This is a genomic window from Amycolatopsis sp. NPDC051373 (assembly GCF_040689465.1).
Classification (GTDB): domain Bacteria; phylum Actinomycetota; class Actinomycetes; order Mycobacteriales; family Pseudonocardiaceae; genus Amycolatopsis.
Genome location: NZ_JBFBAE010000020.1, coordinates 119185 through 140852, shown reverse-complemented (window position 1 = coordinate 140852; position 21668 = coordinate 119185). Strand labels below are relative to the sequence as shown.

Genomic DNA, 21668 nt, shown 5'->3' with positions numbered 1-21668 from the left:
AACATACCCTCGTTAGTCAGGCGTCGAGGAGAAGATCGGGAAAGTCGCTCGCGCGCACCCGTCCTTCCTCATCGAGCCCACGGGCAACGTAATAACTGTCGACCATGGCCTGCAACCGCTGAGCGGTCAACGTCGCGGAGCGGCCGGAAGGCAGTTCCAGCGGCGTTTCCAGCAGGCGGGGCGGCAGGGTGTCGTCCTTCGCGGTTGCCCCTTCGCGCTGGTTGAACGCCCGTTTCGCGCGCACGATCCGCGCGGCCGTGGTACGCAACTCGGCTGAGTCCACCGGCCACCCCGTGACCAGGGACAACAGCGTGGCCCACTCGCTGAACGGGTCCTCGAACACCCCGCGCAGGAACTTGCACAGGATCATCGAGTCCATCACCGCGGCCCGGTCCTCCGTGCCGATCGCCGCGCCGACGTGGGCCGCGCCGCCGCGGAACCGGTTCACCTCGCCCGAAAGGTCGGCTTCGTAGGCGCCGGACCGGTTGTGGTCGGCGCCGCGCGCGTTCACCGCCAGGCCCAGCGCCATCGACTGCAGGCTGCGGGGCTCGTAACCCGGCAGCTCCAGGCCCTTCACCTGCGGTGCGAAGCCGATCGAGTCGTGCCCGACGATCCCGGACGCGCGCCGGGATCCCTGGGCCAGAAGCTCGCCCAGCCCTTCCTCACGGGTACCGATCGCGTCGAGTGCCCGCAGCAGGGCGGCGCCGTCGCCGAACTTCAGCCACGGTTCGTCGATCAGGCCGCGCTCGACGCATTCCATGGCCCACGCGATGGTGCCGCCGGCCGAGATCGTGTCCAGGCCCAGCTCGTCGCACTTCGCGCTGGCGGCGAACACGTCGTCGGGATCGGAGACCCCGCACAGCGGGCCGAGGGCGAACACGTTCTCGTACTCCATCCGCTGGCTGCCGCCGCCCTTGCGGGAGTAGATGTGCTCGCACCCGATCGAGCAGGACGCGCAGCTGTTGCGGGCCACCCCGCGCAGCTCGTGCAGCTCCTCGGCGGCCAGCCTCGGCGCACCGTCGAACGTGGCCGAGGTGAAGTTGCGGGTCGGCAGCGTGCTGACCGCGTTGAACGCCAGCAGGTTCGCCAGCGTGCCCAGTTCCCGGTACTTCGCCGTCGCGGGGCCGAAACTGCGCCGCCGCAGATCCTTCGCCGCGGCCAGCACCCCGGCCTGGTCCGCCACCGCCACCTTGGTCGCCGACCGCACGAGGACCGCCTTGATGTTCTTGGCCCCCAGCACCGCGCCGAGCCCTCCTCGTCCGGCATGGCGGCCGTCGTGGCTGATCGTCGCGTAGCGGACCTGACGCTCCCCGGCCGGCCCGATCGCCGCCGTGCGCCAGCCGCGCCCGAACCGCTGCCGGGCCCGCGTTTCGGCGTCGGCCGCGGACAACCCGGCCAGCTCCGGCGCCGGTTCGAGCCGCGCACCGGCACCGTCGACGAGCAGCACCGACAACCGCGCCGCGCGGCCCCGGATGACAATTGCGTCGTGCCCGGTCAGCTTCCCGGCGATCGCGAACTGGCTCGACGCCAGCGCGTCGGTCAACAAGCCGGTCAAGGGGGACTTGGCGACCACGGCGAACTTCGCGCTGGTGGTGAGCGGCGTGCCCACGAGAGACGAGAACACGAACGCCAACGGCGCTTCCGGCGCCAGCGGATCCACCCGCGGCGGCGCGAACCGGTGCAGCAGCCACGTACCCAGCCCGACACCGCCGAGGTACGCGCGCAGCACCCGCTCGTCCAGCTCGCACGTCTCGCCGGTCGCCGTGTCGTCGCCGACGTTGACGACCAGTGCCCGTCCGAAAAAGCCTCCCGGCGCCATGCTTTGACTGTAGGCCCGTTCGAGCGGTTGTGGCGCGGTCAGCCGCCGGCGTCCGCCGACAGGAACGCCACCGAATCGCCCGTCACGAGTGGCATCCACGGATCCCGCGTGACCTGCTCCCCGTTCACCGCGGCGACCACGTGCCGGTCCAGCGCCAGCCCGGCCAGCTCGGCCGCCGCACCCAGCGTCGCCGCCCGGCCCGTGCGCGGCCGATGCCCGTCCCTGCCCGCCAGCGCCCCGAACCGCTCGACCGTCACCTCCGGCGCCGGGCGACCGCGCACCTCGGCGTAGTCCTCCGGCGTGTTCACGTTGACCGCCGACTCCAGCTCCGGATCGAGCCGCGCCAAGTTGCGGTCGTCGAGCAGCTGCGTGTCGTCGAGCTGGATGACGTCGCAGTGCTTGAGCAACATCCCCGGCCGCAGGTTCCCCTCTCCGATCAGCCCGGTGATCAGCCCGGCCAGCGACGTCCGGTACCCGGCAGCCAGCGGCTGCCGGAATCCCCGAGCGAACGGCATGACCATGTCCGCGCCCGTCTCCGCCAGCCCGCGCAGCACCCGCCGCACCCACGCGGGATGCAGCAACGGCAGGTCCGTCGAGCACACGAACGCGACCTCGGCCCGCTCCGCCACCGCTGCCAGCCCCGCCGCCACACCCTGCATCGGCCCGAGGCCCTCGACCGGATCCTCGACCACCGCGACCCCGGCCGGCAGACCGGGCAGCTCCTGCCCGGCCGCCGCGACGACCACCACCGGGCCGTCGATCGCCCGGCCCAGCACCGCGCACGTCCGGTACAGCAATGTCGAGCCGTGCCACTCCAAGCCCGCCTTGGGCCGACCCATCCGGGATGAACGCCCTCCCGCCAGGACCACACCCGCCTCGCTCTGCATCTGACGGAGGATAGCCGCGAGTCACGGACAGTGGCGAGTAAACAACGGCCCGGCTGCGAACGCGGCTCACGCCGGCTGTCGAGTCACGAGTCGCCCAGGCGGGCCGACCTCGGCTGCCGCACACGGTGAGCATCACGGCGGTCCAGCGCTCCCGCCGCCACCGGCCGTCGCGAGCGGGTGCCGGTTTCCACGATCCGCCGCCGGCGCACCACGGCGACGTCATGGGCGATCTGGCCGACGACGGCGCGGCCGTGGGAGATGAAACCGGACGCGACACCGGTGCCGGTTTGGAGTCGAGCGCCACCTTCGTGAGCAGCGCTTCGGGCGTCACCGGTTCCTCCACTGTGGATAGTGGGGGCGGTGTCCTCGTCAAGGCCCCGGCATGACCGGCCATGTTAGATCCCTCCCGGCCGACGCGCCCGAGTAAGCCGTCGGCACTCGGCAGGCGGGTCACCAGGTATTCGCCACCGCTTCCGCAGTGTATGGGTGCCGATCGGAAACTCACCCGAGCAGGTGCCCATCCGGAAGCCGCGCGGGGCCGAATGACCGGTATGGCCACCACCGAAGCCCCCGCCGCGCCGAGCACCGCGCCCCCACGGCTACGCATCCCCTCCGCGGCGCTCTGCGGCGTGCTGGCGCTGTTCGCGGCGCTGGCGGCCGGGCACCTCGTCGCCGGGTTCATCAGCGTCAACGCCTCGCCCTACCTGGCCGTCGGCAACGGCGCGATCGACCTAACGCCGGTGGGGCTGAAGGACTTCGCGGTGCGGACGTTCGGCACCTACGACAAGGTCGTGCTGCTCGGCGGCATGGCCGCGGTGATGGTGGCCGCCGCCGCGGTCGCCGGGGTGCTGTCGCTGCGTTCGCCCCGGCCGGGTGTCGTCATCGTCGCCCTGTTCGGGCTGCTCGGCGGGTTCGCGGTGTACCAGCGGCCGGACCTGACCGCCGTCGCCCTGCTGGCGCCGGCGGCGAGCCTGGTGGTGGGCGTGGCCGTTTTCCTGCTGCTGCACCGGATCGCGCCCCGCAAGAGCCCGCCGGCCGAGGGGTCCGGGGGTACGTCGCGGCGGTCCTTTCTCCTCGGCGGGGCCGGTGCTCTCGTCGGGGCCGGGGTACTCGGCGGGGCCGGCCGGCTGGTCAGCGGCACGCGGGACGCGACGGCGTCCCGGGCGGCGATCGGTACCCTCGTGCCCGCGAAATCCGCGCCCGCGATCCCGGCCGACGCCGACTTCGCCAAGCTGGGGACACCGACGTTCCTGACGCCCAACCCCGAGTTCTACCGGGTGGACACGGCGTTGTCGGTACCGCAGCTGCGCGCGGAGGACTGGAGCCTGCGCATCCACGGCATGGTGGAGCGTGAACTGCGCTACGGCTACTCCGACATCCGAAACCGCCCGCTGGTCGAACGCACGATCACCATGACCTGTGTGTCCAACGAGGTCGGTGGTGACTACGTGTCGACGTCCGACTTCATCGGGGTCGATCTGGCCGGCCTGCTGGCCGAAGCCGGGGTGCGGCCGGGAGCGGAGCAGCTGTTCTGCACGAGTGTCGACGGCTGGACCTCCGGCACCCCTGTGGCAGCGGCCCAGGATCGCGGCCGCGGCGCGATGCTCGCGATCGGGATGAATCGCGAACCGCTTCCGCTGGAACACGGATTTCCCGCACGGCTGGTCACGCCGGGACTCTACGGCTACGTGTCGGCGACCAAGTGGGTCGTGGACATCGAGGTGACCACCTGGAAGGCCCGGCAGGCGTACTGGCTCAAACGCGGCTGGGGCGAGCAGGCACCGATCAAGACCGAATCACGCATCGACACCCCGAAGGGCTTCGACACCGTGCCGGCGGGCGCGGTGCGGCTGGCCGGTGTCGCGTGGTCGCAGCACAACGGCATCGCCAACGTCGAGATCAAAGTGGACAACAACCCGTGGCAACGGACCACCCTCTCGACCGAGGTCAACGTGAACACCTGGCGCATGTGGTGGACCCAGATCGCCGTGAAACCCGGTACCCACCAGGTGTTCGTCCGCGCCACCGACAAAACCGGCTACACCCAGACCGACGAACGCGCCGGCACCGTCCCCGACGGCGCCACCGGCTGGCACTCCACCACGTTCATCGCGACCTGACCGGCTCACTCGAAAGAGTTGCCAACCGCACCAATCCTTTCCCCGGCCGGCACCGAATCCCTCATGAGAAACACCCGCCGACCCCACTGCGGCCGGTCCTGACTCATCTGTCCACTGTGAACGGAGTTATACCGTGAAATCCCTTCGTATCGCCGCAATCGGCGTCACCGCTTCCGCCGCCCTCGCGCTCGCCGCCTGTGGCAGCAGCACCGACGGCGGCTCGTCCGGTGGCAGCACCCCGGCCCCGTCGTCGTCGGCCCCGATGTCGTCGAGCAACGACTCCGGCGCCGCCAACGGCATGACCACCAACGCCGACGTCTTCGGCCCGGCGTGTTCCCAGCTGCCGCAGGGCAACTCCCCCGGCTCGCTCGACTCCATGGGCCCGCAGCCGGTCGCGTCGGCCGCGTCGACCAACCCGCTGCTGACCAAGCTGGTCGCCGCGGTCAAGGCCACCAACCTCGTCGACACCCTCAACAGCCAGCAGGCCATCACCGTCTTCGCCCCCGCCGACCCGGCGTTCAACGCCCTCGGCGACGCGAAGTTCACCGAACTGGCCCAGAACCCCGGCCAGCTCGCGCCCATCCTGCAATACCACGTCGTCGGCAAGCGCTACGACGCCAAGGGTCTCGAGGCCGCGGGTTCCGTCACCTCGCTCAACACCGCGGGCGGCCCGCTCAAGATCGAAGGCACCGGCGATACCATGACCGTCAACGGCGCCAAGGTCCTCTGCGGCAACATCCCGACGAAGAACGCCACCGTCTTCGTCATCGACAAGGTCCTCACCCCGGGCACCAACAAGAACTGACCCCGAGGTTCCACGCGGACCCTCCGGACGACGAGCCCGGCGTGCTTGCCCACAGGCCACGCCGGGCTCGTTGCGGTCTCCACGCCCTTGCCTCGCTTGGCCGGCCACAGTGGACCGCGTCAGCGGCGCACCTTGAATCCGAGGTGCAGCACCCCTTCGCCCTGGATGACGATGTGGGGATCCTCCAGCAGGTACTGGCCGTCGATGCCGCCGAAGTAGCGTTTGCCCGACCCGAAGACCACCGGCACCACGTCCATCGCCACTTCGTCGACGAGGCCGGCCGCGAGGATCTGGCCGCCCACGTCGCCGGCGTTCACCGCGACGGTCCGCTCGCCGGCGAGCTCCTGGGCCTTGTCGATCGCGGCCGCCACATCGCCGACGAAGTGGTACGACGCCTCGGGGTGCCAGCCCTCGGGCTTGGGCCGGTGCGACACGACGACCACGTGATCGCCCGCGGGCGGCTTGCCCTCCCAGCCGTTCACGAGGTCGAACAGGTGGCGGCCCATCACGATCACGCCGATCGTCTCCCACATCGAACGGACGTAGTCCGCTGAAGCGCTGGAGACCTTGAAGGCGTTTCCCGCTCCGGAATGGTCGAAGTCCTGCTCGCCCTGCCGGCCGCCGCGTTCGATGATCGGGTTGTCCCCGTTGAAGTACCACTCGTGGAGTGGGCCGACGTCGTCCTTGTCGTCGGCGATGAAGCCGTCCAGCGACGCCACGTTGTGCATGATCACCGTGCCCACCAGTCACTCCTCGGATCTCCTCGCGCGGATGCCCCGATCCTGCCGTCCGCGGTGGGCGACGGGCTTGTATAAATTCACTCGGCGGGCATCGGACCGCTGTCCGGCGGGAACCCTTCCTCGGCCGGCAATCGGCGCCGCAGGGTCAGGTATCCGGTCGGCGTGTGGCCGGTGAAGTCCTTGAACTCCTTGCTGAAGTGTGCCTGGTCGAAGTAGCCCGCCCGGTGCGCGAGGTCCGGCCAGTCGACCGGGCCCCGCGCGTCGACAGACAGGATCAGCCGCGCGAAGCGGTAGATCCGCGCCACCCGCTTGGGGGTGAGCCCGACGTGGGACTTGAACTGCGCGGCCAGGTGATTGCCGCTGACGCCGGCCGCATCGCTGAGCGCACCGACCGGGATCGTGCCGTGGGCGGTCTCCAGCCACCTGCCGGTGTGCTGGACCAGGTCGAGACCGCGCGGGGCGGTCTCGGCCAGCCGTGCACGCAGCTCCTCCTCCACGACCCGCAGCGCCTCCGTGGCCGAAGTGAGGTCGCCGAGCCGGTCGCGCAGCCGATCCGCGGACCGCGGCCACACGGCGTCGGCCGGCACCCAGCGGTCCCGCAACTCGGTCGCCGCCACGTCGACGAACGGCGAAATCCCCCACGGCTTGAAGTGCACCCCGACCAGCCGCACCCAGCCGGGGTACTCGACGACGAACCGCCTCGTCCGCACTCCCGCGAACAACCCACCGGCCACCAGCACCGGCGGCGCGTCGGAATCGCGCACCACGAACGGTCCGCCCAGGTTGACGAACAAATGCGCCGAGGGCATCGGGGGCACGGTCATCCGGCGATGGCGCGGCACCCCGGTCAGGCAGTAGATGTCGTCGATGAACCGGTCCAGCGGCGACGCGGGCACCCGGCCGACGTAGTCCATCGGCTCAGTGTGGCCGACGAGGGTTCAGATGGCGAGGAGTTCGCCGCACCCGCCGGCGGTCCCGGCGGCGTGCGCCGCGCCCGGCCGCGGCTACGTGTGCTCGGTCCGGGGAAGCCACGTGCCGTCGAGCGGGACGGCCTTCGGCGGACAGGCCTGCTTCGAGTATCCGGTCGACCTGGCCGCCTCTTGACGCCGACGCGCTGACCGGCCGGTCGTCAGTGGTCCTGGCCGGCGCGGAGTACGCCGAGAAGGGCGAGGCGGTCGGCGGTGTTCGTGCCGGGTACGGGCACGAAGACCGCCAGGATCTGGGACCGGTTTTCTTCCAGCAGCGCTTGGCAGTCGAGCTCGAGGAGACCTGTTTCGGGGTGCAGGACGCGTTTGCGGCGGCTCCGCAGGACGGCGACGTCGTGTGCGGACCACAGCTCGGCGAATTCCGCGCTGTCCCGCAGCAGCTTGTCGACCAGTGCCCGCGCTCGGGCGTCGCCTCGCCGCACCAGCGCCGAGCGCAGGTCGGCGGCCAGTACCCGTGACTCCTGTGCCCTGTCTTCGGGCGGGTAGGCGGCTCGGCCGTCGGCTGAGGTGAACCATCGGTACACGACGCTGCGTTCCGGCCCGTCGAGCTGAAGGTGGTCGCCGAAGACGGCGGTCGCGAGCTCGTTCTGCGCCAGGACCTCGCCGAGGTCGGTCATGACCTGCGCCGGCATGTCGTGCAGGCGGTCCAGGAGGCCGAGGAGCACGGGGGAAACGTGGTCGTCGGTCGAAAGCCGGTCGGGCGCGGTGTGTCCGGCGAGCCGGAACAGGTGGTCGCGCTCGTCCAGCGTCAGGCGCAGCGCGCGGGTCAGGCCGCGCAGTACCGACGACGTCGGTTTCGGGGCGCGGGCCTGTTCCAGGCGGGTGTAGTAGTCGGTGGAGATGCCCGCGCGGGCGGCCACCTCCTCCCGGCGCAGGCCAGGGGTGCGGCGCCGCGTCGAGGACGTGACCCCCACCTCGCCGGGGGTGAGCGCCTCGCGTCGCACCCGCAGGAAGTGGGAGAGCTGTCCGGAGTCCATGGGCCCAGTGTCGCTCCGGAAGCCCCGGTCAGCCAGGGACTCTGCCGGTCCCTGGGAAGAGCTCGCTCTGCCTGCGTGGCCGCCCGCGCCGGAATGTGGTGGACGAGGGGCCGGAACCACCGGCTTCCCACGGCAGAGGAGCACGTGATGACCGAACAAGGCCCGAAGACCTGGTTTCTGACCGGGGCGTCGCGGGGGCTGGGCGCTTCGTGGGCGCGGGCCGTGCTGGAGCGCGGCGACCGGCTCTCGGCGACGGCCCGGGATGCCGCGTCGCTGAAGCCGCTCGTCGACGCCTACGGCGACCAGGTGCTGCCGCTGGGGTTCGATGTCGCGGACGCGACGGCCGTCCGTGAGGCCGTGGCCGCGGCCGAGGCGCATTTCGGTGGCATCGACGTGCTGGTCAACAATGCCGGGCACATGCTCGTCGGCGCCGTGGAGGAAGCCACGGACGAGCAGGTCCGCGAGCAGATGGAGACGAACTACTTCGGTGCGATGTGGACCACCCGTGCCGTCCTGCCGGGCATGCGTGCCCGCGGCGGCGGCCGCATTCTGCAGGTTTCCTCGCTCGGCGGGGTCGTCGCCTACCCGGCGCTCGGCCTGTACCACGCGTCGAAGTGGGCGCTGGAGGCGGTGAGCCAGTCACTCGCGGCGGAGGTCGCCCCCTACAACATCAAGGTGACGCTCATCGAGCCGATCGTCTTCCAGACGGGCTTGGCCGCCAACTCCCCGCAGACCCAGCCCGACGACGCCTACGCCCACATTCGCGAAGCGCACGACGACAGGGCCACGAACTTCGTCCCCGGCGACATCGAAGCCACCGGCCAAGCCGTGCTCGAACTCGCCGACGCCGAGGAACCGCCCCTGCGGGTGCTGTTCGGCACCGGCGGCCTGGACCTGGTCCGCGCGGAGTACGCGCGCCGCCTCGAGGGCTGGGAGAAGTCGGACTGTCTCCCGCGTGCCGCTCACGGCTCGGCGGCCGACGCCGCAGGCGGCTTGTGACGGGTACTGCGGCACCAGGTTTTCCCACGGGGATCTGGGATCCGCAACGCTCCGGTACCACGGGATCCCCGGCCTCGCTCGGCCCAGGTGTGTCGCTTGTGGACCTGCCCTGCCGAACACCGGCCGGCCGGCTACGCCAGGGCCATGCCGGGCACGCGGGCGCGGATGGCGTCGAGCTCGGCCTCGTCGGAGATGCCCTGCCAGTCGTGGCGCGGGGTGTACGGGGTGATGAGCGCGCGGACCTCGTCGTCGGTGAGGACGACGTCCAGGGAGGCCACGGCGTCGTCGATCTGCTGCACGGATCCGGCACCGACGAGCGGGGCGGTCACCACCGGCTGGCGGTGCAGCCAGGCCAGGGCGATCTGCGCGCGGCTCACACCGTGGGCGGCGGCCACCTGGCCGACGGCGTCCGCGATCGCGCGGTTCGACGCCTCTTCCGCGGGCGAGTAGAGCAGGTCGGCGTAGTCGCCGTCGGTCGTGGCTCGGACGGTGGCCTTGGCGTCGTCCCAGGCGCGGGCCAGGCGGCCGCGCGCGAGCGGGCTCCAGATGATCGTGCCAACGCCCTCGTCGAGGCACAGCGGGATCATCTCGCGCTCCTCCTCGCGCTGCAGCAGGTTGTAGTGGTCCTGCATCGACACGAACCGCGCCCACCCGTGCTCGCGCTGCACGTGCAGGGCCTTCGCGAATTCCCAGGCGTGCATGGAGGACGCGCCCAGGTAGCGCACCTTGCCCAGCTTCACGAGGTCGCCGAGGGCCTCGAGGGTCTCCTCCAGCGGCGTCGCGTGGTCGTTGCGGTGCACCTGGTACAGGTCGATGTAGTCGGTGCCGAGCCGCCGCAGCGAGTGGTCGACCTCGGACATGATCGCCTTGCGCGAGAGCCCCCTACCGTTGGGACCGGGACGCATCGGGTGGCGCAGCTTGGTGGCGATGACGACGTCGTCGCGATCCGCGAAGTCCTTCAGCGCGCGGCCGAGGATCTCTTCGCTGGACCCGTTCGAGTACATGTTGGCGGTGTCGAAGAAGTTGATGCCGGCCTCGAGAGCGTGCTTGATCAGCGGGCGGGCGTCCTGCTCGCCCAGGGACCAGACGGGGTGGCCTCGGTCCGGCTCGCCGTAGGTCATCGCGCCGATCGCGATGGGCGAGACATCGAGGCCGGTGGTACCGAGCTTCACATAACGCATGGGGAGTGTCTCCTGTCGAGGCAAACTCGCGGAGGATCCTCCACAAGTACCTTCGAAACTAGCGGAGGATTCTCCGCGAGTCAAAGGTGAGGCATGATCGGAGGCATGACCGACGGGACGCCGAGCACCTACGGCACACAGCGCAAAGCGGCCGCGCGCAACCGGGTCGCGATCATCGAAGCCGCGCACGAACTGTTCGGGCAGAACCCCCTCGTGCCGCTGAGCGAGGTCGCCAAGCGCGCCGGCGTCGGCGCCGGGACGCTCTACCGCCACTTCCCCACCCGCGAGGACCTGATCCTGGCGGCCTACCAGCACGACATCGACCGCCTCACCACCACCGCCGACGAGGTCCTGGCCCGTCAGCCGTCGGCGAAGGCCGCCTTCATCGAGTGGTTCGAGACGCTCGCCGCGTACATCCGCATCAAGCACGGCCTCGGCGACGCGCTGCACAGCGCCGCCGCCCAGGACGTGATCACTGCCTCCTGGGCCCCGACCACCGCGGCGGTGACGAAGCTCGTCGACGCCTGCGTCGCGGAGGGCACCATCGCACCGGGTCACGACCCGGCGGACATCATCCTGCTGATGAGCTTCCTCTGGCGAGTCCCGAACAACGACGCCGGTGCGGCACAGGGGCGGCGTCTTGTGGCGGCGGTTTTCTCGGGGTTGCAGGCGCCGCCGCGGCCGGTCTGAGGTGGAGCGAGCCTGGCGGGCGGGCTTTCCGGTCGGCGGGTGCAGTTCCGTCGTCAGACTGAAGCGTCGAAGAGCGATTTGCCGAGGGTATTCGCCACGGGACCGGTCGGCGCCGGGAAATACGAAGTAGTAGGGGCCTCGAAGGGTGTTCCAGGTCTGCGCCGCCGACGCTCGACGAGCCTGAGTCGCGTTGCAGGAAATGGTCAAGACTGCGCCGCGAGCAAGCGCTTTCTCCAGGGGTTCGAGCACGCCGCTCGCCTCCGAGGCGCCGGTTCCGTCTCTGTCCACATCGAACGGACGGGAGAAGCCGGCGGGCGTCAGCGCACGCATGTTGGTGTACCCCGCGGTCAACGTCGGCGTGATGCTGGAATCACGCAACCGGCGAGGACGACGTCGGCGGCACACGAGGCGACGAGCCTGGCCCCGCGGCGATGGCGTCGGTGGCGGCCGCGCAGGCGGTGGTGATGGTGCTCGCGCTGTAGCGCACGCTCGGCGCCGCGGCACCCGCGTGGGGGATCACCATCGGCACGAGGTGAGGGGAAATCTTGCGGTCGCCCAGCCGGGCCAGGACCTCGGCCGGCGTCTCCAGCGTGGTCAACCCGGCGGTGGCCGTGCCGAGGACGACGGCCGCGTGGTCGGGATCGGCGCCGGCCGGGCCCGGCACGGAATCCTCGAGCAGCCCTGCGGCGGCCAGGGCTTCGTCGGCGGCCGCGACGGCCATCTGCGTCGTGATGTCGGTCGTGCGCGCCACTGTGGACAGCCACGACCGCGGGTCGAACCCCGTCAGGCGCCGGATGGCCTGCTGGGCCTCGGCGCCGAGGGGGCGTTTCCCCAGGCGTGGTCACGACAGCGATGGCAACCGGGCGCTCCGAATGCCCTTCACGCCACGTTTTCCCGCGGGGCAACCGGAGGTCATCGCCGAACCCGTCGAAGCCGTTTCAGGGCACCGGCGTGACAGTCACCTCAAGGCCGGGATGATCTCCTTCGCGATCACGTCCGCGTGCCGGGCCTGGTCGTACAGCGGGGTGAACAGGATGAGCTCGGCGCCGGCGTCGATGACCTCGCGGACGGCGCGGACGCAGTCGTCCGGGGTGCCGGCGATCGCGGCGGCTTCGATGGCGGGCGGGAGGCCGCCGTAGAGCCCGGTGAGCTCGGCGTTGACGCGTTCCCGGGCGCGTGCGGCGTCGGCGTCGACCGCGAGGTAGACGCGTTTGGCGATCTCGAAGTCCGGGCGATCGCCTTGCGCCCGGACGAACCGCACCTGCTCGGCGAAGTCGGCAGTCGGGGTCGAGCCCGCGCCGAAGAACCCCGTGCCCAGGTCGAGGGCGCGCCTCAGCGCCTTCGGCCCGCTGCCGCCAAACCACAGCGGCGGGTGCGGCTTCTGGAACGAGCGCGGTGTGATCGTCGCGCCGGACAGCTGCCAGAACTCGCCGTCGTGGTCGACGCTGTCCTGTGTCCACAGCTGTTTGAGGAGCTCGACGCCTTCGGTGAACCGGGCCAGGTAGCGCTCGGGCCGCATGCCGAACGCCGGGAACGGCCGGTTCTTGCCGCCGGAGCCGACGCCGACCTCGAGCCGGCCCCGCGACAGCTGGTCGAGGCTGCTGGTGCTCTTCGCCAGCTGCGCGGGGATGTGCAGCGTGGACACGAACACCGTGCAGCCCAGCCGGAGGGTGTCGGTGCACGCGGCGGCGAAGGTCATCGCCTCCATCGGGCTCAGCTGCGGGCGCCTGCCGAACACGGCCTCCTGCGTCCACGCGCTGTGGAAGCCCGCCTCCTGCGCGTGCACCAGGTAGTCCCGGAACGCACCGGGATCGAACGAGCCGTCGGAGTAGTACTGCGGAATCGCGATCGCGTACCTCATGATCACCGATCCTACGGCCACCGAGCGCCTCAGGTGCCCGAACGCAGCGTCTCCACCGGTTCCATGCGCGCGGCCCGCATCGCCGGGTACAGTCCGGCGAGCAGCCCGACCAACGCGCCCGTCGCCGGCGCGCCCGCGGCGAGGGACAGGTCCGGCACCGGGGTCCAGCCGTTCACCGCGGAGACGACCACCGTGGCGATGATCCCCGCGCTGCTGCCGAGCAGGCCGCCGAACAGCCCACGGTCACCGATTCCACGAGGAACTGCGCCGCGATGTGCCGGCGGCGCGCGAGGGGCGGAGCCCGATCTCGCCAACGCGTTCCAGCAAGCTCACCAGGGTGACATTGGCGATGCCGATCGCGCCGACCACCAGCGAGACCGGCCCGAGCACCACGAACAGCCCGTTGATGTCGTGCTCGACGCCGCCGCGCAGGCTCGCCGGGTCCGGCGACGCCAGGACCTGCAGCGAGTCGTGCCCGCTGGCGCTCAACGCGATCGGCGCCTGGCGGGCGATCAGGCTCGCCGCGCCGAGGTCCGTGCGGATGAGGACCTTCGTCGGCGCGCCGGCCGCCAGCCGGTCGGCCGTCGTGGTGTGCGGGAGCACGACGGAGGTGTCCAGCGCGCGGTCCAGGTCCAGGCCGACGTCGCCGAGGATGCCGATCACGGTGAACGCGCGGTCGTCGACGAACGCCGCGGGCTGGTCGTCCACCCGCGTGATGCACCAGACGACCTGTCCGCGAAGTACGGCGAGCACGTGCGGCTCAGTTCCAGTACACCTGGCGCCCGGGCCTCGGCACCGACCGCGCCGGCAACCTCCTCTACGTCGGCGGCACCGGCCTCACCCTGCGCACTCTCGCCGACGCCATGGTCCAAGCCTGCATCCGGCAGGCAGGGAGCTCGACATCCACTCCCCGATGGTCATCTTCACCTGCGACCGCCCCGACGCGCCGGACAAGCTCCTGCCGACGATGCCCGGCAACCTCACCCGCTACCCGCAGGCCGGCCAGCGTGACTTCTTCGCCGCGTCGCTCCGGTTCCGGCCGCCGACGGCACCGTGAACTACGACACCAGTGTAGATTCAGGCCATGCGCAGGGGACCTGGTGAGCTCGAAGCCGAGGTGCTGGCCGTGCTCTGGCAGCACGGGGCGGCGTCCGCGGCGGACGTGCGGCAACGGCTCGGCGACGACACGCTCGCCTACACCACCGTGGTGACGATCCTGTCCCGGCTCTACGACAAGGACGTCGTCACGCGGGAGAAGCGGGGCCGCATGTTCGTCTACAGCCCGGCGGAAGACGCCCCGGGACTGGCGGCGCGGCGGATGCGCGCGGTGCTCGACGGAGAGGCCAACCGCGAGAGCGTGCTGGCCCGGTTCGTGTCGAACCTGTCGGCCGACGACGAGCAGGCGCTGCTCAACCTCCTTCAGCACGACCGAAAAGGCGAGTGAGACCGTGGGCGCCGGCCTGCTCGTTCCGCTCGTCCTCCCGGTGGCGTCGTGGCCGGTGGCCCGCTGGCTCGCGCCGCGGTTGTCCCCGCGGGGCGCGACGCGGCTGCTGACGTTCCTGGCGCTGGTGTTCGCGGCGGGCAGCGTCGGGGCTTTGGCCGTGGGCGCGCTCGCCGGGCTGTCGCTGGTGCCCGTCGTCGCCGAGCTGGGTGACTTCACTCCCGCGACGTTCACCGCCGACGTGCCGATCCCGGTGGCGATCGTCTGCTGCGCATTGCTGATCGCCGCGGCGCTCGCGGCCGCGCACGCGTGCCAACTCCACTGGCGTTGGTACCGGCGGGTGCACGCGGAGCTGGACGAGCATTCCCGCGAAGGCGGCGTAGTGGTCCTGCCGGGAGCGGAGCCCGTGGCGTTCGCCATCGCCGGGCGCGGCGGCCGCATCGCCGTGTCCACCGGGATGCTCGCCGCGCTCGAACCCGGCGAGCGGGCCGCTCTCCTGCAGCACGAGCGGGCGCACCTGCGGTTGCGTCATCCGAGTTATGCCGCGGCCGGCGTTCTCGCCACGGCGGTGAACCCGCTCGTTCGCCCGCTGACGGCGGCGGCCCGGTTCGCGATGGAACGCTGGGCCGACGAAGCCGCCGCGTCCGGCGTCGGCGACCGGCGCGTGGTCGCGACGGCGGTGGCCAAGGCCGCGCTGGCGGACCGCGGGCACGGCTCGTACGCGCTCGCCGCGGGCGGCGGCCCGGTGCCGCAGCGGGTGCGCGCGCTGCTCGACGCCCCCGCGTCACCGCCGCGCCTGCGCGTGGTGCTGACCTGGCTGGCCGTCGCCGTGGTGCTCGGCTGTTGCGGCTGGTCCGCCGGCGCCGGCGCGCACGCCGCGATCGCGCTGCACGCCGACATCGAGGCCGCCCAGCTGGCCTCGTGCGTTTCCGGCTCCGTGGTCGCACCGCGGCCCCACCGCGAGGCCGCGATCCGCGCGGCCGGCCGGGACCGCCGGGAGTGCGCCGAGCGCTGAGCGCCACGAACCGACGGTCGAGGAAGCGACGTCGGAGTCGTGCAACAGGATCGTGCCACCGGGGCGAAGTCCCGTGTGGACTGTCGCGGCCACCGACGCCGGGGTCGCACGGGCGGGCCCAGTCGAACCCCCAGGTCGTCCACAGCACGGGCCGCAGGTCCAGCTTCCGCGCGGTGACCAGGGAGCTCGTCGAAACACCTCCATAGGGCGCGGCCGGGCGCCGGTGAGTCGGTGATCAGCTCGGCCGTGCGCGCGAGGTCGTCGTGAAGTCCTGAGGGCAACGGCGCAGGAACCAGCGGTGGTCCCAGCCGTGCACTGCGGCCTCGTGCCGGGCGGCGACGATCTCGCGCCCGAGCTCCGGGCAACGGGCGAGCTCACGGCCGAGCACGAAAAACGTCGCCCGCGTCCCCGCTTTCGCCGGCAGCGCGAGGAAACGCGGCGTCGAGCGAGGATACGGCCCGTCGTCTAACGTGAGCGCGACGTGGCCGGGGTCGCCCACTCCCGCCAGCGCGGCGGTGCGCAGGGCCGGCAAGAACAACGCAGCCGGAGCGGCGTGGCCGGCGATGCCGCCCAGAGCAGCCGCGCGGATCACCCGGCCACACCGACCGGCAGGGACGGCAGGGGCTGCAGGGGGGCACGGGGGCACCGGTCAGCGCGGCACGCAACGCCGGGCCGGGCGCGTCCGGGGTCCGGCGTCCGGGGTCCGACCCTCGGCACCCCGCTCTCCTGGTCCAGCACGGCGTTGGCGCGGCCGCGGCCGGGCAGGAAGCGGTAGGTCGGCACCGGCAGCCCGTCGCAAGGGCTTCGGCAGCCGTGAGCCCGCCCGCGGGCTGGATCACGACGTCGCACGCGCGCATCAGGTCGGCCATCGTGTCCACCCACCCGAACGCGTGCCGGAGGCCGGCGCTCCGCGGGCGGTCGCGCAACGCGTCGTTGCGGCCGCAGACGAACACGGGCTCGGCCGAGCCGTCGGCGCGCAGATGGGCCACCGTCCGCTCGACTTCGCCGACGCCCCAGGACCCGCCATGACCAGGGCCAGCGCGCGATCCGCGGGCAGGCCGTGCGCGAACCTTTGCCGCGTCCGCTCTGCCGCGCCGGCGACCGGCCGGAGCGCGGGCGCGACCGGTGGCGGCGCGACCAGCACGCAGCCCGCGCCCCAGTCGCGCCTGCCGTGCCGCCGTCTCGTTGGGTGCCACGGTCAGGTCGGCCCGCGCTCACGCACAGCCGGTGCACCGAGGGATCCGTCAGATACCCCACCAGGCCCGCCGGTTCCGCGCTTTTGACCCCGCGCCGGCCCGGCGCGGGCTCAGGCCGACAGCACGCCCGAGGCCAGCGCGGCCAGCAGCGCGACCCCCACGACGACCCGGTAGATCACGAACGCAGTGAACGTGTGCGCCGCGACGAACTTCAGCAGCCAGGCGATCGAGGCGTAGGCCACGACGAACGACACGACCGTCCCGACCAGGAGCGGCAGCACGTCGAGGCCGCCGCCGAGGGCGTCTTTCAGCTCGTAGAGGCCGGCGCCGGTCAGTGCCGGGATCGACAGGAAGAACGACAACCGCGTGGCGGCGACCCGGTCCAGGCCGCGCAGGAGCCCAGTCGAGATCGTGGCGCCGGAACGGGAGAACCCGGGGAACAGCAGCGCGAGGATCTGCGACGAGCCGACCAGCATCGCGTCGGCGAACGTCGACTCGGCCTCACCGCGTTTGCCAGTCCCGAACCGGTCCGCCGCCCACATGATCGCGCTTCCGGCGATGAGCGAGATCGCGACCACCCACAACGACGCGAGCGGTCCCTTCACCAGCGACTGGAACAACAACCCCGCGACCACGATCGGGATCGTGGCGAGGATGACCCACCACGCGAACTTGTAGTCGTGCTCCCGGCGCGCCTCCGTGTTGACCAGCCCGCGGCCCCACGCCGCCGTGAACCGCACGATGTCGCGGAAGAAATACACCAACACCGCGGCGATGGCACCGACCTGGATCACCGCGGTGAACCCCACCACCGACGGGTCGTCGACCGGAATGCCGAGCAGCCCCTCGGCGATCTTCAGGTGGCCCGTGGAGGACACGGGCAGGAATTCGGTCAGGCCTTCCACGATCCCGAGGATCACGGACTGGCCGAGGTCGATCGCGCTCACTTCACTTTTCCTTTGCCATGCAACGAGAACATCAGGACCCGCCGCCGCGGCTCTGCTTGCTGCTCCGGAGAACTTCGAGCGCCAGCGGGATCAGCGAAACGATCACCACGAGCGCGATGATCGGCAGCAGGTACTGGTCGATCCCCGGGATGCTCGCCCCGAGAAGGTACCCGGCGACCGTGACGCCGACCGACCACAACAGCCCGCCGAGGGCCTGCCACAGCGTGAACGTCCGCGCGGGCACGTCGAGAACGCCCGCGAGCGGGTTGAGCACCGTGCGCACGACCGGGATGAACCGGGCGAGGACGATCGCCCTCGCGTGACCGTAACGCGTGAACAGCTCCTCGGCCCTCCTCATCCCGCGATGCAGGTGCGCGTTACCCGTGCGCGCCAAGAGCGCCCGGCCCCCGCGGCGGCCGAGCACGAACCCGGCCTGCGCACCCAGCAGGGCCCCGGCGACCGCGGCCACCAGCACCAGCGGCAGCGACAGGTGGACGGCCGCCGTGGCGCTGGTGGTGCAGAACAGCCCGGCCGTGAACAGCAACGAGTCACCGGGCAGGAAGAACCCGATCAGCAGGCCGGTTTCGGCGAACAGGACGAGGAACACCCCCGCCGTGCCGAGGCTCGAGAGCCACGACGTGGCGCTCAACGGATTCATGCAGCCGACCGCCTTCCCCGGGAGCCCAGATCTTCGACAACGATGTAGTATTTCTACACCACTGTCGTTTCAACGGCGATCAGCCCCCATCCCGGAGTGAGGCTCGGCCTGCGCGCCCGGCTGCGGCCGCTGAGGCGCTCAGTCGAGATGGCTGAGTCCCGGCGGCCACAGCTGCGCCCAGGTGCCATGGGGTTGGCGGCACAGGTAGATCGCCGCGTGGTTCGTGGTTTCTTCGTTCGCGACGCCGCCCGGGGTGGTGATGGGCGCGATCTCGCGAACGTCGGACCAGAAGCGGCGCAGGTAGTCCGGGCCCCGCTCCCCCACGCACAGCACGGAGTCCGGGGTGCCCGCGGGCGGGCCCCACAGGAGGTAACCGTTGTGCGCACTGGAAACCGGCAGACGCAGGCCCGCGTCAGGTCCGAGGAGCGTCAGGGCGCCGGCTTCGCCGTAGTTGCTGGTGAAGACGCTGGAGCCGCGCGGCAGGGTGTCGGCGACGGCTGTGACCTGACGGACGAAATCGGGCCAGCCGTAGGTCTCCACCAGCTGCGGGTTGACCGAGGCGAACACACGTTCCGCGCTCACCGGCAACACGGGCAGTCCGATCAGCACCGCGAACACCCCCGAGAGCGCGATCGCGATCCGCCATCGTCGCGGGGTGGCCGCGTACCGGGTTTCGGCCCACACCCCGCCGGCGGCGAACAGGCCGATCAAGGCCGGCGCCGCGTAGTAGCTCTTGCCGCCGCCCGCGGTGAAGACGACCACGGCGGTCACCGCGACGACGAGCACCCACCGGTGATCACGGTTCCCGGCCAGCCACCGCACCCCGAAGATCCACATGGCGATCAGCGGCGGGCCGGCGAGTACCAGCAGCAGCAGCGGCACGTTCGACAGGGCCCCGAGCGGCCCGCCCTGCTCGGCCGAGAGCACGCCGGCCATGCGGAACTGCGCCCAGCTGTGCTGCGCGTTCCACACCACGTTGGGCGCGACCAGCACCGCGGCCAGCGCACCGGCCAGCCACGGCCCGGGGGCCCGCAGCACAGTGCGCCGGAAGAGGGCCAACCCGACGACAACACCGAGCAGCAGCACCCCGACGGTGTACTTGTTCTCCAGCCCGACCCCGGCCACCGCGCCGGCCACGAGCCACGCGCGGACGGTGCCCGACCGCAGCGCCCTCGCCACCGTGACGAACACCGCGGCCCAGGCCAGCTGGTCCGTCACCGTGGTACCGAACAACATCGAGCCTGCGACGAACACGGGACACGCCGCGATCGCCGCGGCCGTGATGGTCTGGGCACGAGCGCGGCCGCCGAACTCCGCCGCGAGCTTGGCGGCCAGCAGGACGCAGCCCAGCTGCGCGGCGATCGCGAGCACCCGCAGGGGCAGGACACCACCCGGCAGGTCGGCGGCCAGCCGCGCCAGCAACGGCGTCAGCGGCGGCTGGTCGGGGTAGCCCCAGGCGAGGTGCCGGCCGGAGACCACGTAGTAGAACTCGTCGCGGTGCCAGCCGAAGCGGGCCGCCACCGCCAGGTGCACAACCCCGGCCACCACGACCACCGCCAGCACCGGGCGCCACGCCAGCCGCTCGGCTCGGGCGCGCGGCCTGTCGGTTTCGAGCTTTCCCGTGTCATGCATGGCTTCTCGCCTTCCGGTCAGGACGGGGACGGGGCACGAACGCGGCCGGCACGAGGTGGCCGACCGTGGCACGGCAGGCGTGGACGGGCGATTTGTCCCTCGCGGACTTTCCTTTGCCGCGAAGGACATCTCGACCTTCACGTCAGGGCGAGGGACGGGGTACGAACGCGGCCAGCACCAGATGGCGGACCGTGGCCCGGCAGGCGTCGTCGTCGAGGCGGGCGGAGTCGGGGTCGCCGAGGCGGTGCCAGGCGAACCACGCGATGGTCTCGACGATGAAGCGCGCCGCGGCCGGCACGTCGGGGACGGCGCTCAGCGCGCCGGAGCGGATCCGCCGGGTGAGGTAGTCGGCGAGGGTGTCGAGCATGCCGCGGCGCCGTTGCACGAAGTAGTACTGCGCGAGCTCAGGGAGGTCGGCCGCGCATCGTTCGACGAGCGCGAGCAGGGGACGGTTGCGTTCGATGAAGCCGTAGAGCTCGTCGACGATCCCGCCGAGCTCGTCGGCAACGGGTCGCTGCCGCCGGCCGGCGGACGCGGCCAGCGCGGGCAGGCCGCTGCCGTCAGTGGCCCAGCCGTCGATCAGCGCGACGATCTCCTCCGGCGTCGGCGTGGGCACCGGGGTGGCCAGCGTGTCCAGCGCGTCCGGTCGGATCAGGCGCAGCAAAGCCAGGTACAGCAACGCTTCCTTGCTCTTGGCGTAGTTGTAGACCGCGCCGTGGCTCAGCCCGAGGGCCGCGGACACGTCGGACACCCCGGCCGCCTGGTAGCCCTTGGCCATGAACACCCGGGCCGCCGCCTCGGCGATCTCCCCCACCGGCCGCGCCGGCACTCTCCCTCGCACGGGCCCAGTATTAATTGACTGACCGAGTCAGTCAATAGTCGGCGCATTACAATGGTACGAGAACGGAGGGAGCCGTCACGTGACGACGAAAAGCCCGGTGGCGCTGGTGACCGGCGCGGCCGGGGGCATCGGCGGCGCCGTGTGCCGCGCATTGGCCGGGCAGGGGCACCGCGTCGTGGTGCACGATTTCGGCAAACCCGAGGCGGGCGACGCGCTCGTCGCGGAGCTTCCGGACGCCGTGTACGTGGACGGCGACATCTCCGACCCCGGGGTGGCTCCGGAGCTGGTGGCCGCGGCCGTCGAGCGGTGGGGCCGGCTCGACGTGGTCGTGAACAACGCCGGCATCGCGCGGCAGATCCCGCACCGGGACCTCGACGCCGTGCCGGACGAATGGTGGGACCAGGTCCTCGGCGTCAACCTGCTCGGTCCCTGGCACCTCTCGCGCGCCGCCGCGCCCGCGTTGCGAGCCACCCGCGGCACGATCGTCAACGTGGCGTCGGTGGCCGGGCTCACCGTGAGCGGCAGCTCGATCCCGTACGCGGTCAGCAAAGCCGGCCTGATCCACCTGACCAAGCTGCTCGCGGTCGCGCTGGCGCCCGAGATCCGCGTCAACGCGATCGCCCCCGGCTACATCGACACCCCGCTCACCCACGACTGGACGGACCTGCGCGACACCGTCGGCGAGCGGGCGCCGCTGGGCCGGCTGGGCGCGCCCGAAGACGCGGCGGCCGCCGTGCTGAGCCTGCTGAACAGCCCGTACACGACCGGCGCCGTACTGACCGTCGACGGTGGCCTGAACCTGGCCTGACGGCTCAGCCGAGCCAGGTGATCAGCTCGTCCAGCGGCAGCTTCCGGCGCTTTCCAGCACTGCCG

24 protein-coding genes are annotated in these 21668 nt (G+C 71.7%); 9 read left to right on the top strand and 15 right to left on the bottom strand.

Going from position 1 to position 21668, the window contains the following annotated elements; translation table 11 throughout:
- Positions 1-16: 16 nt before the first annotated feature.
- Both AB0383_RS32745 and AB0383_RS32740 read right to left on the bottom strand, forming a co-directional pair.
- A complete protein-coding gene (locus AB0383_RS32745; RefSeq protein WP_364184852.1) occupies positions 17-1819 on the bottom strand; it encodes an aldehyde ferredoxin oxidoreductase C-terminal domain-containing protein in 1803 nt (600 codons plus the stop codon).
- A gap of 38 nt (positions 1820-1857) precedes the next feature.
- A complete protein-coding gene (locus tag AB0383_RS32740) occupies positions 1858-2706 on the bottom strand; it encodes an NTP transferase domain-containing protein (RefSeq protein WP_364184851.1) in 849 nt (282 codons plus the stop codon).
- Between the two features lie 125 nt (positions 2707-2831).
- Here AB0383_RS32740 and AB0383_RS32735 point away from each other — a divergent pair, with 125 nt between their 5' ends.
- From AB0383_RS32735 to AB0383_RS32725, 3 genes are all read left to right on the top strand, one after another.
- Positions 2832-3092, top strand: a complete 261-nt coding sequence (locus AB0383_RS32735; RefSeq protein ID WP_364184849.1) for a hypothetical protein — start codon at positions 2832-2834, stop codon at positions 3090-3092.
- A gap of 165 nt (positions 3093-3257) precedes the next feature.
- The gene (locus tag AB0383_RS32730; protein ID WP_366189366.1) at positions 3258-4826 is read left to right on the top strand and encodes a molybdopterin-dependent oxidoreductase; all 1569 of its coding nucleotides are present in this window, start codon (positions 3258-3260) and stop codon (positions 4824-4826) included.
- Positions 4827-4959: 133 nt separating this feature from the next.
- The gene (locus AB0383_RS32725) at positions 4960-5631 is read left to right on the top strand and encodes a fasciclin domain-containing protein (RefSeq protein ID WP_366189365.1); all 672 of its coding nucleotides are present in this window, start codon (positions 4960-4962) and stop codon (positions 5629-5631) included.
- A 119-nt stretch (positions 5632-5750) separates the two neighbouring features.
- Here the strand turns inward: AB0383_RS32725 and AB0383_RS32720 are convergent, their stop codons facing one another.
- From AB0383_RS32720 to AB0383_RS32710, 3 genes are all read right to left on the bottom strand, one after another.
- Complete coding sequence (locus tag AB0383_RS32720) at positions 5751-6374, bottom strand: dihydrofolate reductase family protein (RefSeq protein ID WP_366189364.1); 624 nt, start codon at positions 6372-6374, stop codon at positions 5751-5753.
- Between the two features lie 74 nt (positions 6375-6448).
- Entirely contained in the window at positions 6449-7285 is an 837-nt protein-coding gene (locus AB0383_RS32715) for a helix-turn-helix domain-containing protein (protein WP_366189363.1), read from the bottom strand.
- A gap of 215 nt (positions 7286-7500) precedes the next feature.
- The gene (locus AB0383_RS32710; protein ID WP_366189362.1) at positions 7501-8334 is read right to left on the bottom strand and encodes a helix-turn-helix transcriptional regulator; all 834 of its coding nucleotides are present in this window, start codon (positions 8332-8334) and stop codon (positions 7501-7503) included.
- A gap of 147 nt (positions 8335-8481) precedes the next feature.
- Between AB0383_RS32710 and AB0383_RS32705 the strand changes: the two genes are divergently transcribed.
- Positions 8482-9333 (top strand): SDR family NAD(P)-dependent oxidoreductase, encoded by an 852-nt coding sequence (locus AB0383_RS32705; RefSeq protein ID WP_366189361.1) that lies wholly within the window; start codon positions 8482-8484, stop codon positions 9331-9333.
- 131 nt (positions 9334-9464) lie between these two features.
- On the opposite strand, the gene AB0383_RS32700 is transcribed toward AB0383_RS32705, so the two are convergent.
- Positions 9465-10514, bottom strand: coding sequence for an aldo/keto reductase (locus tag AB0383_RS32700; protein ID WP_366189360.1), 1050 nt, complete (start codon positions 10512-10514; stop codon positions 9465-9467).
- 105 nt (positions 10515-10619) lie between these two features.
- On the opposite strand from AB0383_RS32700, the gene AB0383_RS32695 reads away from it, so the two are divergent.
- Positions 10620-11204 (top strand): TetR/AcrR family transcriptional regulator, encoded by a 585-nt coding sequence (locus AB0383_RS32695; RefSeq protein ID WP_366189359.1) that lies wholly within the window; start codon positions 10620-10622, stop codon positions 11202-11204.
- 370 nt (positions 11205-11574) lie between these two features.
- Here the strand turns inward: AB0383_RS32695 and AB0383_RS32690 are convergent, their stop codons facing one another.
- The 4 genes from AB0383_RS32690 to AB0383_RS32675 all read right to left on the bottom strand — a co-directional run bounded on the left by AB0383_RS32690 (position 11575) and on the right by AB0383_RS32675 (position 13818).
- The gene (locus AB0383_RS32690) at positions 11575-11991 is read right to left on the bottom strand and encodes a beta-ketoacyl synthase N-terminal-like domain-containing protein (protein WP_366189383.1); all 417 of its coding nucleotides are present in this window, start codon (positions 11989-11991) and stop codon (positions 11575-11577) included.
- A 171-nt stretch (positions 11992-12162) separates the two neighbouring features.
- On the bottom strand, positions 12163-13065 hold the full coding sequence (locus AB0383_RS32685) for an LLM class flavin-dependent oxidoreductase (protein WP_364184847.1): 903 nt from the start codon (positions 13063-13065) through the stop codon (positions 12163-12165).
- Positions 13066-13094: 29 nt separating this feature from the next.
- The gene (locus AB0383_RS32680; RefSeq protein ID WP_364184845.1) at positions 13095-13256 is read right to left on the bottom strand and encodes a hypothetical protein; all 162 of its coding nucleotides are present in this window, start codon (positions 13254-13256) and stop codon (positions 13095-13097) included.
- Between the two features lie 52 nt (positions 13257-13308).
- The gene (locus AB0383_RS32675; RefSeq protein WP_364184843.1) at positions 13309-13818 is read right to left on the bottom strand and encodes a hypothetical protein; all 510 of its coding nucleotides are present in this window, start codon (positions 13816-13818) and stop codon (positions 13309-13311) included.
- A 160-nt stretch (positions 13819-13978) separates the two neighbouring features.
- Between AB0383_RS32675 and AB0383_RS32670 the strand changes: the two genes are divergently transcribed.
- Genes AB0383_RS32670 through AB0383_RS32660 form a run of 3 tightly spaced genes read left to right on the top strand, consistent with a single transcriptional unit; the run spans position 13979 to position 15521 of the window.
- On the top strand, positions 13979-14122 hold the full coding sequence (locus tag AB0383_RS32670; protein ID WP_364184841.1) for a hypothetical protein: 144 nt from the start codon (positions 13979-13981) through the stop codon (positions 14120-14122).
- A gap of 27 nt (positions 14123-14149) precedes the next feature.
- Positions 14150-14509, top strand: coding sequence for a BlaI/MecI/CopY family transcriptional regulator (locus AB0383_RS32665; RefSeq protein WP_364184839.1), 360 nt, complete (start codon positions 14150-14152; stop codon positions 14507-14509).
- A gap of 4 nt (positions 14510-14513) precedes the next feature.
- The gene (locus tag AB0383_RS32660) at positions 14514-15521 is read left to right on the top strand and encodes a M56 family metallopeptidase (protein WP_364184837.1); all 1008 of its coding nucleotides are present in this window, start codon (positions 14514-14516) and stop codon (positions 15519-15521) included.
- 235 nt (positions 15522-15756) lie between these two features.
- On the opposite strand, the gene AB0383_RS32655 is transcribed toward AB0383_RS32660, so the two are convergent.
- The 5 genes from AB0383_RS32655 to AB0383_RS32635 form a co-directional block, all read right to left on the bottom strand.
- Complete coding sequence (locus tag AB0383_RS32655) at positions 15757-16113, bottom strand: polysaccharide deacetylase family protein (protein ID WP_364184835.1); 357 nt, start codon at positions 16111-16113, stop codon at positions 15757-15759.
- A 714-nt stretch (positions 16114-16827) separates the two neighbouring features.
- On the bottom strand, positions 16828-17664 hold the full coding sequence (locus tag AB0383_RS32650; RefSeq protein WP_364184833.1) for an undecaprenyl-diphosphate phosphatase: 837 nt from the start codon (positions 17662-17664) through the stop codon (positions 16828-16830).
- Between the two features lie 31 nt (positions 17665-17695).
- Complete coding sequence (locus AB0383_RS32645; RefSeq protein ID WP_364184831.1) at positions 17696-18322, bottom strand: DedA family protein; 627 nt, start codon at positions 18320-18322, stop codon at positions 17696-17698.
- Between the two features lie 138 nt (positions 18323-18460).
- Positions 18461-19954: a glycosyltransferase family 39 protein gene (locus tag AB0383_RS32640; RefSeq protein WP_366189358.1), complete on the bottom strand. Its 1494-nt coding sequence runs from the start codon at positions 19952-19954 to the stop codon at positions 18461-18463.
- Positions 19955-20096: 142 nt separating this feature from the next.
- Positions 20097-20795 (bottom strand): helix-turn-helix domain-containing protein, encoded by a 699-nt coding sequence (locus AB0383_RS32635; RefSeq protein ID WP_364184828.1) that lies wholly within the window; start codon positions 20793-20795, stop codon positions 20097-20099.
- A 79-nt stretch (positions 20796-20874) separates the two neighbouring features.
- On the opposite strand from AB0383_RS32635, the gene AB0383_RS32630 reads away from it, so the two are divergent.
- Entirely contained in the window at positions 20875-21603 is a 729-nt protein-coding gene (locus tag AB0383_RS32630) for an SDR family oxidoreductase (protein WP_364184826.1), read from the top strand.
- Positions 21604-21668: the final 65 nt, after the last annotated feature.